Consider the following 14,902-nt stretch of genomic DNA (forward strand, 5'->3'; position numbering starts at 1 on the left):
GTACCCAGCAAAAGCATCCTCAAGCCCACATTCCCCCTGCAGATACGCTAACCCGGACTCTTTCTAATCTGACTCCGCTGGATCAGCGAAAACCAAAGCAGCGATTAAAAAGCACCAAAACCTACGGCTCATCGTCCCGGATCCGCAGATAGCTCGCAAAGCGGGGCAAACCAGTCGACGTATATCCATGGAATTTAAACGTCACCGTCTGACCGGGCTCAGGCGGAGATTCACGTTCGGCGTCAGAGAAACCAGTGCCAATCCGGAAACGACGGCCATTCGGCAGTTCGACCAACAGTGCCCCCATCATCCCCTCGAATTTACCCCGGCCCGGGATCTGCTCAACCACAACCGCTTCGCGATCCTGAAAAGGTTTCACCTTCAAAAGATCGTCCGAACGACCGCCCAGGTACAGACTCGCCTTACGTTTGAGCATCAGTCCCTCTCCGCCGGCAGCAACGATCTGGTCGAGTTGCTCCATCAGGGCTCGGTGGGAAGAAACGGGATGCTGACGAACGAGCGCCAGATATGGAGAACCAGAGCCTTCCACAATAGCCCGCAGCTCCTCATATCTCTCAGAAAACGGCGTGCCCGGTACAGGATGATCAAACACATGAAAGGAAATCCTCCTCCAGTCCTTATCGACTGGAGTCTGTGTACGAACAATCCCGGACAGTTCAGAAAATCGGCCTCGCCCCAGCCAGAGTTCTCCGTCCAAAGGATCTTCAGGAAACCTCTTGGTGAACCAGTCCGGACTCCGGTATTGATGCCCTCCTCGCGACCAGAGATGCTCGCCATCCCAGTAGGCCCGAACGCCATCCAGCTTTTCACTGACCCAATATTGGCTCAGGTCGGTCCCTTGGTGATAGACATTCGCCAGAGGCAATTCCGGAGGAGCCCCATGGGCGTTATTGGCGACAGAAACCAGTATTAGTAAGACTGTTCCCAGAAACAGTTTCTGATTCAGGACGGACATGGCAATTCCTTTGCCTTTGTGATTGCAATCATTCAGGAAGCAAGCGAGCTTAATATAAGCTCCGGGGCAACCGGTACCCTGCCAATAACTTCTGAGTGAACGGGTTGATATTACTGGCAGCATGCAATCGATAGCGCATTTCCCCATCATCCACTCTGAAGCGGACGTCCACCGCACTATCACTGACACCGGTAATATCCGCACGGTCCAGCAGACGAAACAGCGCCCATGGACCGTTTTCAGACAAACTTCGGGGCGACCTGTTGATCTGTATCGGAACCAGGGTAATTCGGCTTTCAACCGTGTCCCGCAGAGTGTTTGGCCAAACCAACGGAATGCTCTGGCGTGGTCCGTGACTAAACTCTACCAACTGGCCGTCCACGTTCACGACACTGCGACGCTTGTTTGCCGACAGGTTGAGAGGTTCCAGGGCAAACTCCACATCAAGATTCCCGCTCAGAGTGAAATACGCGGATCGGATCCGCTTTGCGCGATCAAGAGCTTTCAGCACGTCATGGCGCACCAGATTTGTCTTTCTGGCGTGCCCGACCTGTTCGGGATACTCCTCAAGAAAGAGTTTCAGTTTGTTTTCGTAGAACGTCTGCAGGATACCGTCCGAACCGAAAAAACGTTCAAAATCCTCCAACGTGACATTCTCTGTCGCGTCCGGGTTAAACGGGTAACGACCAGCCAAGCTCTGCTGGAACGGCTGGAACACATTCCGATACCATTCCCGCTCGAGTTGAGCCACCGCCTGATCCAGCACCACTCGCCAGCTTTCATTCGCTACCCGATGGAGAATTCTCTTCAGGGGCTCCGGCTGATTATCCGCTATCCGTTGTAGCGTGAAAATTGGATCCGCACCCTGGAGACTGAGCCTGGCCCGGGCTGCTGCAAGAGCTGCTTTGCCAACACCAGGGGATTCCTGGATGTTCCGCAGGTATTGGTGGAGATCATTGATGACCCTCGTGATCTGTTCCAGGCCACTGGGCTGGTCGACCACTTTCCGGGTAAGTTGATTAAGATCCGAAAACTGCCGCTGTATGTCGTTCAACATTCGAAAGTGCGGCGATTGTTCAAGAATATTACGACTCGCCTCCGTCTCATCACCTGTTTGAGGTATGAAGACCGTATTATCCCGCACCTGTTTCAGCAATCGGGCCAGTGGTCGATCGCCACTGCTCAGACTCTCAAGAATTCGGACGCCGTGGTTGAGATCCTGAAACCGTCGAACCGTAAAGTGACTCAGTGCCCCCCTCCAGGCATCGATGTAATGTTTTGCATAACGCGTTTGCAACTGCGCCAGGAGTTCCGCCTCATCAGCGTCGCTGAAATGGACATCGTCCCGACGCCCCAGAACCCAGGCATCTATGAGGGCCAGTTCCGTCGCAGAGCGAGACTGTCCAAAGAACCATTTGTTGAGCCCCTCTCGGGTGAAGAGGGCCGGAATCAACAGCGGATTAGTTGTTCGAAAGTCATCAGATGCTGACTTACCCGATTCAACCGCCGCCCGGAAGGAAGAACTGAATGCTGGACCGGAAGCCCTGGCCAGATCAAGCGGTGCCTTAAATTGCTGATCGGCACTGGCCTCAAGGTCCCGATAGACTCGATCAGATGTCGACACACGCCCCAACTCATTCTGGGCCCATCGAACCGTACTTCGGAAAGGCGCCAATACCATGTCGGCAGTCTCGTCGCCACCCTCGGCCATCCTGGCAAGGTCTGTATGAGCCATGGCGTATTGGAGGTGGTTCATCAGTCTTTTCTGTACATTCCGTTGGCCCGGAAAATGACGCTGCCAATAAACGCGCATGTAACGGGTTACTATGTTCTCACGACGACCGCTGCCGTCGTATAGCATCCGCAGCACTCGAAGGTGCTCCAGGCGTTCATGACTCTCGTGCGACGCCTTGCTCATCTCGGACATCACGCCAAGCATAATGGCAGGAAGGTACTGATAGGAAAGCATATTCAGGTAGGAGGCCTCCACTTTCGGGCCAATACGACGGCCCTGGTAGAGCCCCATTTGGGCAACCATTGGCCACTCTTCACGATAGCCTCCGAACGCCAGAGTCGCTTCGCGAAGTTCATCTAAAGGTTCAAGCAGGTTTCGGCCACTCGAATCTGGCTCAACGCCCACCGGTGGCCAGTCATCCACAAAAGCGCGCACCCTGGCTTCCACTTCTGTTGCCGCTTCGGCGTTACGAATAAAGTAATGCTGCCAGCCCGCAATCATTCCTGCGCCAGCACAGATTGCGACCACACTGGCCATGACGATTCGGTTTTGACGCCTTTGCACAACCCGCCGGTTATCCCCGGCCAGCCCGGCCTCCCGGTATATGATTCCGGGGAACAGGTTGCGGGTAAACAGGCTCAGGGATTTGCCGGAGCGCTGCGCCGGCTGAATCGGCCCGACCATCCGGTAGTTTGCAGCTGCCGCCGACACGAACGCATCCTCTGGGACCCCTTCCTGCAAGACGGACGTAAAATAGGTTCCACGCACCAGTGCGGGTGTGGAGAAGGCGTCCGCCGACAACAGTTGCATCAGATATTGTTCGAGTACCGGCCTGAGGCCCGCCATCTGACGGGTGAAGGAGTAGACCGCTACCCTTTCTTCTGCATCCCGTGTGTTTGCCAGAATCTTCGGAAGCCGGTCTCCCAGGCCTTCAACCAGCAACGTGAACCGCTCCGAAAACTCGTTGAGCCAGTGATCCTGATCGGACCGATTACCGATGGTAAACGTGAAGCCCATCGCCTGATCCTTTTCCTCCTTATCCAGGGAGCGGGCAAACGGAGCAAAGCCATACAGCAGATCCATCTTGGTGAAGCTGACATAAACGGGCAAACGGGAGCCCAGTTGATCCATCAACTCCCGGAGCCGTGTTCGAAGCAATATCGCCTGGTCCTCACGCTCCCGCTCGCCAAGCATGCTCAGTTCAGCGAGATCGACCGTTACGACCACACCGTTCAGGGGCCGTTGCGGTCGATTGCACTCGAGCCAGCTCATGAAATGTTGCCATAAACGCTGCTGAACCTCGGGGCTCTCGCCCTGCCCCTGCTTCTGACTCAATAGTTCACCGTCCGGATCAATCAACACACCATCATCTCCGATCCACCAGTCAAACCCGAACGGATTGCGATCGGTGCGACTGTTTCGGGTGACGTTCGTCAGTGTGTAAGTCTGACCCGCTCGCTGAATCAGGCTGGTTTTGCCGGAGTCCTCCAACCCGATGACCAGATACCAGGGCAGACGATAGAGTCCCTTACGACCGGGAAGATTGCTCTTCAGGGCGGCCAACTGGCGGTCCAGAAGGCGTTGCTGTTTGCGTTCCATGGGCAGGATGGGATCTTCCTGCTGCCGCTGTTTATCGGCCTTTTCCAGGTTGACCTTGCGGAGGCGGCGGGCAAGCACGATGCCCCAGACCATCGCCACCAGTAACACCGCGGCCAGTGTCACCAGAGCCCGCATTTGCCAGGCCGCAAACGGATATTCTCCATTGATCGACCAGCGCGGGCCCAGCCACCAGGTGGCTACCAGCAGTGCAATTACCCCCAGTATCAGAGCGATCGGTGCCGCACCGCGGATGTAAGGAAGTAGCCAGCGACCAACGAGTAAAGCTTTTCTCCACATGGTATCCATTCCTGCAATCAATCCTTTAAAACAAAAACTCAGGTCAGCCTTTCGAGAACCTTGATCAATCCCGGCTCCCATTCCTCAAGCACCCGCCCCTGAATCTGATGGCGCATATCCTCGATCTGGTGCGCCGCCAGCGACGCCATTCCGGCATCCCTTAGAATCCGTGCATTGGAAAGCCGCCAGTAGAACCGCTCTCTCGGTTCACGAGCATCCGAGAGCCCCTGCTCCATCAGCTGCATGGCATCGTTCAATGCGTTTTGTGAGAGTAATTCCCGGGCCTGTTCATAGGCCTTATCCCACGGATTGGCATCGGCACCACCAGTGCTTCCGGTTGACGGCGACGCCCAGAGCCAACCCGCAGCCTCCTCCCCCAGAAAAGGCGTACCGTCGTTAAACGCAAGTTCCGGAATTTGAGGCAGGCGCTCAACAAATTCCCTCAGTGCCTCGCGAATGGCCTCGGCACAGGGTTCGTTACCGAGGGCCGAGGCAATGCGGGCGCTAAGCCAGTGCCCGTCAAGCCAGAACGGGCTGACAGAGAGGCTCTGCTCCACCCGTTGCCACAGGCTGAGATCCGGCGCTCTCTCCAGGGTCTCCCGATACTCGGCAACCCTGTCTCCGCTGACCGCTGCCAGGTCGGTCCGCTTACCATCCCGGCTGGGTGGTGCGCTGGTGACGCCCAACCAGATGGCATAGCGTCGCATCCGGTAGCCCAGTGGGCTGTCAGGTTCACTGGCAGTCAGCAATTCAGCCACCTTCAGCAAGCTCTGCCGGGTCGCCCGCTCATCACCCGGGTCCAGTGTGAGCTGGCCCAGTGACGCTGTTGGCACGGGCCTCGATTCCGCTTCCCGTGAGCGAGCCGCAGAGCTGTTGGTTGCCGCTATTTGGGGCTCGGTGCCGCCGGCTCCCGATGCGCCAACCGTTTCGAGCTTCTCGATACTGCGCTTGATATCCAGTAACAGTTCATCGGGCAGTCCCTGCCGTTCAGCCTGGCCGACCAGCGCTGAAAGAAGACCCAGACAGTAACTGCGGCCATCCCCGGCGCCACCGTCAAAACTCAGACAACCCACGCCCTTCTCCGCGCGCTGGAGCATCTGGGTAAAGATCATCCGGCGGGCGCGCTTTCCTTTTTCACCGGGATACGGCCAGGCCTGAGTCCACCAGCTATCCAGAACCCGGTGGAGCAGATACAGTGACAACGCGAACCGCTCGCCGTTGCCTCCGCGCTGGAGCGCCAACAGGAGAAAGCCGAACACTTTGAGATGTTTGCTCCGGTCCGCGAGCAGCTTGAGCGCCTCCGATTCCACTTTCGGCCAATCGATGTCATTGTGGGCAAGCGACCCCACCTTCATGATCTCGTCTTCCAGGAACTCCAGCGTGGCATCCTCTTCCAGGGCCTCACCAACGCCGTCTTCGCCGGCAATCGGCTCCAGAACCTGCTCGACATAGGGATGCTGCACTATGATCTGCACAACCCGCCTCCTTTTCCTGCTACCAGCCACACGCTGAACGCACAGGGCGAATGGTTTCTCCGAATCCGGTCAAGTCAAACACCAGACCATCCAGTTCGCTCCGCTGTGCATTGACGCGAACATCCGGTTCGGCAAGCATGGCTTTCGCGGTTCGTATCGCCGGAAGTCCACGGCCGCCACTGACAACGAATCCACCACCCCGCACCCGCCAGCTGGTCGCCCCCTGATTGCCGATAACCACTCGCACCCGTTCCGCATCGAGCGCCCGTGGCAGCATGACCGACAGCTCGGTGATATTGTTCTGGCACTGCAACACCAGCAACGGCCGGGGAGGTTTGACCCCGAGCGCAGGAACGGTCACCAGCAACCCTGCAGCCTGCCCGGTATCCCGGTAAATTGCGGTGTCGCCCTGACTGGCCTGGGCAAAAGCCTGGCGCCACCGTTCGGGCTGGTTGGACCGGGGAATTGCCACGGTTGAATGCGCCAGTAATGGCGTCCCGAAAACCCGATCAAAGCAGGCCAGGCGGTCCAGTCTGTCAGCCTTCTGCACACAGGCATGGGCCTCTTCAAGTTGGTCAGCCGACGCCGGGAGCACAAAGATCAGCGCAAGAAGCGACGACACCAGCAAATGACGCGGCATGACTCTCATGACTCCGACACCTGATACTTGAGGCACTTGTGAGCGAGGGTCCGCTTGGGCAACCCCAGACTCTCTGCGGCCTGGGCACGATTGCCGCCATACTGCTGGAGGCGTTCCCGAATGACCGCCGCTTCAAAAGCCTGAGCGGCCGCTTTCAGGTCCCGTATATCATTGGAGGTGGGCACACCCACCATGGTTTTTGGCTCGATTTTTGTAGAAATGCCAGTGTCGGAGACACAAAACGGATCTTCCAGTCTGAGCAGTTCCGGCTGGATATCATCCCCCACCGGGGTCTGCAGGCAGGCCAGTTCAATAATGTTGCGAAGCTCCCGTACATTGCCCGGGAACTCGTACCTGGCCAGGGCGTGCAAGGCGTGGCTGCTGATACCCTGAGGCCCTGCACCTTCCCGCTCTTTGTACAAACGAATGAAGTATCGACTCAACGCCTCCAGATCCTCAGGGCGTTCCCGCAAGGGTATGACGCGGAGCGGGAACTGGCTCAACCGGTAAAACAGATCACGGCGAAAACACCCCTGTTCAATGCCGTGTTGCAGCGGCTGATGAGTTGCCGCCACCAGACGGAAGTCGGAATGTTGTTCCTGGCTTGCGCCAAGGAGACGGAATTGCCGGCTTTCCAGCACTCTCAGAAGTTTGGACTGCAATGCCATTGGCATATCGCCGATTTCGTCCAGGAACAGGGTGCCGCCATTGGCCTGGGCCAGCAGGCCTTCCTTGTTCTGGTCAGCGCCAGAAAACGCACCCTTGGTATGTCCGAACAGTTCGCTTTCCAGCAGGGTATCGGGGATCGCCGCGCAATTGACGATGATAAGGGGTCCATTGGAACGCTCCGACAGGTCATGGATGCCTCTGGCAACAACGTCCTTGCCGCAGCCTGTCTCGCCCTGGACCAGCACGGACAACTGGCTGCCGGCAGCGCGAACGATCTGTGCCCGAAGCTGGTTCATCGCGAGCGAATTGCCAACCAGGGTTCTGGACAGCTGCTCGCTTCTCTGTCTCAAGGTTTCGCTGTCGTTCAGCTGATCCAGCGAGCGTTTTAGCAAACGCCGTTGCCAGCCGTCATCACGGCTTTGCAAACGGGCAACCCATTGCAGGGTCAGCAGTTCTTTCAGTCCACGGTATAGGGGCTGGCCGACAATGCCGTCCCAGTCACCGCCATCCCGGCACATGACCAGGATTCCGAGCGTCCTGCCATCGGTTCCTTTTAGCGGCTCCAGCCAGAGCGAACGCGGCCGGTCGCTGGCCTCGAACAATGCCTGAAATCCCGGATAATCCAGCCGATAGCTCGCCGCACGGGTCAGTTCCCGGGGTTTGCCGGTTTGCAGGATATGGCTGAACGGATGGCTGAAATCACTGCAATCGAACTCGCCTTGAGCCGCAAGATCGGCGCAATGCAGGAGACGACCGCTAATATCCAGTTCCAGTGCCCAACAACGAGTCAGCCCGAACGCTGTCTCCAGTTGTTTTGTGGCGGTGCGCAGCAAGTCTGGCAAGCTTCGCTGCTGTACCATCTCGACCGCCAGCTCTATACCGGTGTGCAGTTCCATCTGCATCCGTCCCATATTTTCAGTCCCTTTCAAATCAGATCGCCGGTCGCGTGGCATGAGGCCAACCCCATACCCCGCTACATCAATGCATAATTAAACGACCGTGCCGACAAACCGATTGCTATCGACAGACAGCGTCACTTTTCCCACAGGCTCTTTTGCTGCCAGTTTTTCCAGCAACGCCAGCGAAACCGGTGGCAGCAATTCCCCTTCCATGATCGATTCAAGCAGTCGCGCACCGTTTTCACTTCGGTGCGCTCGCGAACGGATCGCTTCAACCAGGCCTTGCTCCAGAACCACATCGGCCTGGTAACGCTCGCGAATCTGGGCCGCCAGGCGTTCAAGCTTGTCGACGATAATACGGTTCAGGGTTTCGTCGCCGAGTGGTAGATAGGGCACCACTTCCATCCGGGCCAGCAGCGCCGGTTTGAAGAATTGCGACAGCTCCGGGTAAAGCGCCGCTTCGATCTTTTCAGGCTGCTCAGCATGATCAACGATGGACTGATAGCCCAGATTGGAGGTCAGGAAAAACACGACGTTCTTGCAGTCGATCACCCGGCCTTCGCCATCTGCGAGTTCACCCTTGTCGAAGGCCTGGTAGAACAGGTTAAGCACTTCCGGATGGGCCTTTTCCACCTCGTCGAGCAGCACGACGGAATAGGGCCTCTGGCGGATGGCCTCGGTGAGGATACCGCCCTCACCAAAGCCGACGTAGCCGGGGGGAGATCCGATCAGCCGGGATACCGTGTGTTTTTCCTGGTATTCGGACATGTTGATCGTGGTCAGGAACTGGCGTCCACCGTGGAGCAGCTCCGACAGCTGCACCACTGTCTCGGTTTTGCCAACGCCACTGGGCCCTACCAGCAGAAAGGCTCCCATGGGTCTGCCCGGGCGGCGCAGGTCCGCACGTGCAGTCAGCAAATGCTGATGCAAGCAGTCGATGGCGGTGTCCTGCCCCTTGATGTGGGCCTGCAGATAATCGGGCAGGTGGGTGATTTTCTCGAGTTCATTCGCGGTCATGCGATTGACGGGAATGCCGGTCCAGTCAGCAATCACTTCAGCAACCTGACGCGCATCCACCCGGGCATGAACCAGGGGTTCATCGGCCTGCAGCACCGCCAGTTCCTGCTCAATAGCGGCCGCCTGGCTTCTCAGCTCCGGCGTTTCTTCATCTGCCTGCTCTGCTTGATCATCCTCTGGTTCATCACTGTCTGATGACAACAGGCGTTGCCGCATATCAATCAGTGTCGAGACCAGCTCACGTTGCTCGCTCCAGCTATGCTCCAGCTCTGCCGCCTCACTTTCCAGCTCCGATTTCAGGCTTTCCAGGGCGACCTCTCTTTCGCCGTCAACGGCTTGCCCGAGTATATGCTCCCGTTGATGGAGTGCCTGCTCCATCGTCAGTTGGTGGATCTCGTTCCGCACATGGCTGAGTCGGCGCGGCGGTGTGCTCAGGTTCAGGCTGACCCGGGCACAGGCAGTATCCAGTACATCGATGGCCTTGTCCGGCAACTGGCGGCCAGCCAGGTAACGAGCGGACAATTCCGAGGCCGCTTTCAGTGCGCTATCGGCAATCAGTACGTTGTGGGACTTTTCATACACGGTCCTCAGCCCCCGCAGGATGTGCACCGCCTCCCGGGGACTGGGTTCGTCCAGGGTCACCGGCTGAAAGCGGCGACTGAGGGCCGGGTCTTTCTCGAAGTACTTCTTGTATTCCCGCCAGGTGGTTGCAGCAATGGTTCGTAGCTCGCCGCGTGCCAGTACGGGCTTGAGCAGGTTGGCCGCATCAGAGCCGCCCTCACTGTTGCCGGCTCCGATCAGAGTGTGGGCCTCATCAATGAACAGGATAATAGGCGTCGGCGATCCTTTGACAGCCTCGATCACACCTTTCAGTCGTTTCTCGAACTCACCTTTGACCGAGGCGCCGGCCTGGAGCGCACCCATATCCAGCGTCCAGAGTTCGACCCTGCGTAGGCGTTCCGGCACATCTCCGGCGACAATCCTCAAGGCCAGTCCCTCAACCACCGCACTCTTACCCACGCCGGCATCACCAACCACAATCGGGTTGTTTTTGCGGCGACGGCAGAGGATATCGATCATCTGGTCGATTTCTTCATCCCGGCAAACAACCGGGTCCAATTTCTGTTCCCGGGCCAGACACGTGAAATCTGTGGCATAGCGTTGCAGGGGATCCATATCCGCTGCAGCAGCGTTCGACTCCGGGTCCTCCTTGCCCAGCTCCGGGCGCTCGACCGAACCCTCGGTGCAGCGGTCGTAATGGCGGCGAATCTGTTCCCGGTTGATGTCGCTCAGCGCCTGGCTGACCGCGGGCATCAGGTACCGATCTGAGTTCATCAACAGGGCAAGAAAAATGCTTCCCGATCGGAGTTCCTGATGCTGGAGTTCTGTAGATGCCAGCAGCCAGGCATCCTGGAGCAGTTCAACGAGCAATGGCGAGAATGAGGGGTATGGCTCGGCATTTTGCCGTTCACCGTTCAGGCTTTCGCCGAGCAGAGTCTGGACGACCTGCGGATCAATGTTGCTGTGATCGAGGATCTGACGCACATCCGAAAACGGTGTCTCCAGCAGCTCGAACATCAGGTGTGCCGGTGTAATTTCCGCACCCTGACGGCTGATACAAAGAGCCGCCGAGGACTCCATTCCCTCGCGGCAGATGTCATTCAGACGCCCAATGAGCGCCGGCAATTCAACCCGAATCACTGTCAATATCCTTATTTCGGTAGTTGGTCGAGCACGTTGAGCACATCCCTGATGCGTTCATCCAGCGCCACTCGATAGAGCGTGAAAACACCCGCCATGGCGATTACAAACAGCCCTGCAATTCCCCACATCGGAAGGCCACTGCGCAGTCGGTTTCGCGCTGGTATCACATTTTCCATGGCATCCGGCATTGCCGGGCGCTCGCGGTCATCTTCCGGGCTGCCCGGCATTTCGTAGAGGGTTTCGTACAGGCCACGAACGATCTGGTCATACTCTTCACGGCCGTTTTCCATAACCTTGTAACGGCCCTCGAAACCGAGGGAAAGGCACAGATAGATAAAAGCCAGCATCTCCCGGTAACGCGCCGGCTCCTGCTCCATGCGAGCGAGGATGGCGAAGACCTTTTCCCCACCCCAGGTTTCGTTGTGGAACCGGGACAGCAGCGAGTGCTGGGACCAGACACTGTACGCACCCCAATCGGTGCCCAGAACCGCCTCGTCAATAAAGGCGCAGAGCACATAGCGATAGGCGACAACCGTCGGACGCTCATAACCCTGCTCAATCAGCTCCCGGTCGATGCCAGCCACGTCATCCACCACTTGCTGATAGAGGCTTTCCACCTGGCGAAAGTCCGCCAGCCGACGTACCCGGATCACCAACCCGAGCAGCGGCGTGGCGGCATCGATCAGTCGGTTGTCCTCAAGACCCCGCAACAGGAATTGTGGGTCACCAAACCCCGTATCCCCGCTTACCCGCTGTCCATCCTGGTTGGCAAACAACAGCTCGCTGAATTCGCCGCTGCTGCCTGCCTCGCGATCGGGTAAATCCCTTACCGCTGCGTCCTTCATGATCTAGCTCCTGATTGCCCAGAACTGCATTTCCATCCCCGGGAAACGGCCCGCCACGTGGAAGGCAAAGCCACTGGCGTTCTCCAGCATCTGCCAGGCCTGACTCTGATCGTCCAGCCGGAAGTAGACGAAGCCGGCGTGGTATGGCAACTGCCGGGGCGCCACGGGCAATGCCGACAGCGGAATACCCGGAAGCTGAAGACTGATGAGATCGCGGATTTTCTCGACCGATGCCACCTTGCACTGCTGAGTGAACTGTTTGCGGAGGTCGTCCAGCGGCATGTCGGCTTTCACCGCAAGGATGAATTCGGCGCTCTGCAGCAACTGGATATCCTGCACCGGCGCGACGGTCAGACCATACTGGCGTTGCTGCAACTGGATGGCGAAAGCTCGCGGCTCCAGCACGGTACTGAGGGACTGCCTCAACACCCGCATCAATGGACTGAAACAGGCCTCCGGCAAGTCATGATCATAGGCCGTGTATTCGTGGGGCAGACGAGACTCATCGGTGAAGGTGACCAGTTCACCACACAGCTCCAGCAGCGCCTCGAACAGTCGCTCCGGGTGCAGTTGCCTCAACCGGGCCAGGTGCATGAATCTGGGATGGCCCCGGTTCAGCATCTGCAGCAGCATGAAATCCGACACATCTGCAACACCGGCCTGCCCAGGGGCACCGACACGATCAGCCAGGTTCCGGGCCCTTTCCCGCATCAACCCGGCCATCTCGCCGACAAACCGCTGAAGCCTGGGCGCTGCCCGGACACTGAGCATGGTCGGTATGAAGTTTGGATCCATGACCAGACTGCCGTCCGGCCGTTTTTCCAGGATTCGGCCAATCGCCAGGGCGGCGTAGGCGCTTCGGTCTTCCTGTTCCAACATCAATCGGGGTGTCACCCGGGCAACATCAATGTTGTGGGCATCGCCATCGATCGAATGCAAATCCCGAACTTCGGCGCTTTGGGCCCGAAACCTTCCGGTGACCGAACCATCGGGCCACTCCACTTCGGACAGGTTGTCACTGCCAAGGGGCAAGGCCAGGTAGACCACCTGGTTTGCCACCGACGCGTCACGGATCTCCAGCGGCTCGGGCATCACATCATCCTGCGGCAGGTTGAAGCGGGTGCCATCCGGGAACAGCCCGGCTCCGCGGACCAGCCCCACCCGGCCAAAACTCAGATATTCCGCATTCAGTTCCAGATCGCTGAAGCCATAGAGGTAATCCGATACCGCCAGGGCGCGCTCATTGATCTGGTGTTCAAGATATCGTTGCTGCTGCTGGAAGTGTTGGGGTTTGATAAACAGCCCGTCACTCCAGACCACGCGATTGGTGACCGTCATCAGGATTCGTCCGAGCGTTTGAGTTGAACTTCCCGCTCACGCAGGTTGACCAGCAGGTGATAGCGACCCCCGATGGGATCCACCTTCACCACTTTCTTCCACTGCGACAGGTTGGGATACGCATAGAAGGCGATGATGCCGACAAACCTAGTGTCCTCACTGATCTCGAACGGCTCGACAAACTTGAACTGACCGGGTACGAGGGAATAGTCGCTATGGTCGACGTAGTTCTGGCCCAGGGAATCCTCCAGGTTGTTGAGCAGAGAATCGAAATCTCCGGCCATCAACAGGGAGCTGTCACGCATCTCGATAATCTGGAATGCGATAGGCGTGGGCGCTAGTGAGCCATTGGGGTTCACATCCGGCTCGGCAACCATGGTCAGGTCCACCCGGCTGGGCAGGTCTTCCGGGTAACCCACGGGAATATCCGGATCCCAGAGCACCTTTGCCGTCTTGGTGACTGCATTGTAAGGCGTGCTGCATCCGGCGAGCACAAACACGATGGCCAGCAAAGTCCATTTGCAGGTCTTCACTTCAGGTTCTCCCTTTGTAGTTGGCGCAGATGTTGATCGTATGCCTGGTCGAACACCTCCTGAAACAGACGCTCGAACCCGTGCTGACGACTGGAATTCAGTTCTCGGTAATAGTGCTGATACATATCCCAGGCCCACTGTTCCTCGCTCTCACTATGCCGCAGCCCCCGGCGGTAACCGTGAAAACGACGTAGCAACGCTTGAGGTGAAAATGCGTGCAGAATCGCATCCAGGGCCTCACGGATGGCGACCCGGGTCGCCTGCTGGTGCTGATTGAGGCTATCAAGGCTTTCCCTGACCGCCGCCGGTGCAGAGAGATGAACCGGGCTGCGCTGACCGGCGAACAGTGTTTCGATGGTGTCTTCATAGGACTCGCCAAGACGCAGCGGGTTGTCTTCGATAGGTTGCAGACGGGTTCTCAGCGCCCGGTGATGGCTGTCTTCACCTCGGTGCAGAGCCAGCAGTCCTTCCACAGTGGCCTGCAGGGTTTGCCCGACCTCCTCAAGAAACAGCTGCATCTCGGCGCTGTCGGCAAAGTCGAGTTCGCAGTCCATCCCATGGATGAGCGGGGCGGCGCCGATGTGCTTCCGGCTCTGTTGCTCCTGGCCGCCCCGCAGCCTGGGCGTTTCAAACGGTTTCGCCCCGTCCGGCCAGTGCAGCATCGGATCGTCGCTCTCGACGGCCGGGGTAACAGGCTCGATGCCCTCCAAGGGTTCACAGCCTCCGGGTTCAGCATCGCGCACCTGCGCCCTAACCAGCCCCGCTGCCTGACCATTGATCAGCCGGTCATCGTCACCCGGTTCCTCGGACCAGACTGTCGATGCGTCATCGCAAACGAGTTCAGCGCGGATCTGGTATCGGCCGATGGCCAGCGTGTCACCATGGTTCAGCCTTGCCCTCCGTCCACGACCAACCGGCTGGCGGGCACTGTTAATAAAGGTACGGCCACTTCGGTCAATCAGACAGAAATCTCCTTCCATGAACCGCACTTCGGCGTGCCCCGCCAAGGCGCCCGTGCGCTGTGAGGACAGGCGCCAGGTATCATTGACCGCAGTCCCGATGGATCCTCCGGCGGCGTCGAAACGGTGCTCGATGTCGGCACCACCATTCATGGCCGTTGGATTGGTGACGGTCAGTTTCAGAACCGCTGTTGGTTGCCTTTCCATAATCAACTT

The 14,902-nt window shown here is 58.2% G+C and carries 10 protein-coding genes; all 10 read right to left on the reverse strand.

The features are described 5' to 3' along the window. Positions 1–121 precede the first annotated feature (121 nt). Positions 122–976: a DNA ligase gene (locus tag MSNKSG1_RS13220; RefSeq protein ID WP_008939785.1), complete on the reverse strand. Its 855-nt coding sequence runs from the start codon at positions 974–976 to the stop codon at positions 122–124. 49 nt (positions 977–1,025) lie between these two features. After that, a complete protein-coding gene (gene tssM / locus MSNKSG1_RS13225; RefSeq protein ID WP_008939786.1) occupies positions 1,026–4,607 on the reverse strand; it encodes a type VI secretion system membrane subunit TssM in 3,582 nt (1,193 codons plus the stop codon). 38 nt (positions 4,608–4,645) lie between these two features. Further along, positions 4,646–6,082, reverse strand: a complete 1,437-nt coding sequence (gene tssA, locus MSNKSG1_RS13230) for a type VI secretion system protein TssA (protein ID WP_008939787.1) — start codon at positions 6,080–6,082, stop codon at positions 4,646–4,648. Between the two features lie 19 nt (positions 6,083–6,101). Beyond that, the gene (vasI, locus tag MSNKSG1_RS13235) at positions 6,102–6,722 is read right to left on the reverse strand and encodes a type VI secretion system-associated protein VasI (protein ID WP_152638778.1); all 621 of its coding nucleotides are present in this window, start codon (positions 6,720–6,722) and stop codon (positions 6,102–6,104) included. 5 nt (positions 6,723–6,727) lie between these two features. Then, positions 6,728–8,293, reverse strand: a complete 1,566-nt coding sequence (locus MSNKSG1_RS13240) for a sigma-54 interaction domain-containing protein (RefSeq protein WP_040886936.1) — start codon at positions 8,291–8,293, stop codon at positions 6,728–6,730. Between the two features lie 87 nt (positions 8,294–8,380). After that, positions 8,381–11,008, reverse strand: coding sequence for a type VI secretion system ATPase TssH (gene tssH / locus MSNKSG1_RS13245; RefSeq protein WP_008939790.1), 2,628 nt, complete (start codon positions 11,006–11,008; stop codon positions 8,381–8,383). A gap of 11 nt (positions 11,009–11,019) precedes the next feature. Beyond that, entirely contained in the window at positions 11,020–11,856 is an 837-nt protein-coding gene (gene icmH / locus MSNKSG1_RS13250; protein WP_008939791.1) for a type IVB secretion system protein IcmH/DotU, read from the reverse strand. 3 nt (positions 11,857–11,859) lie between these two features. Next, on the reverse strand, positions 11,860–13,194 hold the full coding sequence (tssK, locus tag MSNKSG1_RS13255) for a type VI secretion system baseplate subunit TssK (RefSeq protein WP_008939792.1): 1,335 nt from the start codon (positions 13,192–13,194) through the stop codon (positions 11,860–11,862). Beyond that, a complete protein-coding gene (gene tssJ, locus MSNKSG1_RS13260) occupies positions 13,194–13,727 on the reverse strand; it encodes a type VI secretion system lipoprotein TssJ (protein WP_008939793.1) in 534 nt (177 codons plus the stop codon). Before tssJ ends, tssK begins: the two co-directional genes overlap by 1 nt. After that, positions 13,724–14,893: a type VI secretion system-associated FHA domain protein TagH gene (gene tagH / locus MSNKSG1_RS13265; protein WP_008939794.1), complete on the reverse strand. Its 1,170-nt coding sequence runs from the start codon at positions 14,891–14,893 to the stop codon at positions 13,724–13,726. Before tagH ends, tssJ begins: the two co-directional genes overlap by 4 nt. Between the last annotated feature and the right edge of the window lie 9 nt (positions 14,894–14,902).

Origin of the sequence: Marinobacter santoriniensis NKSG1 (assembly GCF_000347775.1) — a bacterium.
GTDB lineage: Bacteria > Pseudomonadota > Gammaproteobacteria > Pseudomonadales > Oleiphilaceae > Marinobacter > Marinobacter santoriniensis.

Excerpts from the sequence above, each read along its gene's own strand:
- MSNKSG1_RS13220 (WP_008939785.1), bottom strand. The coding sequence starts at position 976 with ATGTCCGTCCTGAATCAGAAACTGTTTCTGGGAACAGTCTTACTAATA.
- tssM (WP_008939786.1), bottom strand. The coding sequence starts at position 4,607 with ATGTGGAGAAAAGCTTTACTCGTTGGTCGCTGGCTACTTCCTTACATC.
- vasI (WP_152638778.1), bottom strand. The coding sequence starts at position 6,722 with ATGCCGCGTCATTTGCTGGTGTCGTCGCTTCTTGCGCTGATCTTTGTG.
- MSNKSG1_RS13240 (WP_040886936.1), bottom strand. The coding sequence starts at position 8,293 with ATGCAGATGGAACTGCACACCGGTATAGAGCTGGCGGTCGAGATGGTA.
- icmH (WP_008939791.1), bottom strand. The coding sequence starts at position 11,856 with ATGAAGGACGCAGCGGTAAGGGATTTACCCGATCGCGAGGCAGGCAGC.
- tssK (WP_008939792.1), bottom strand. The coding sequence starts at position 13,194 with ATGACGGTCACCAATCGCGTGGTCTGGAGTGACGGGCTGTTTATCAAA.
- tagH (WP_008939794.1), bottom strand. The coding sequence starts at position 14,893 with ATGGAAAGGCAACCAACAGCGGTTCTGAAACTGACCGTCACCAATCCA.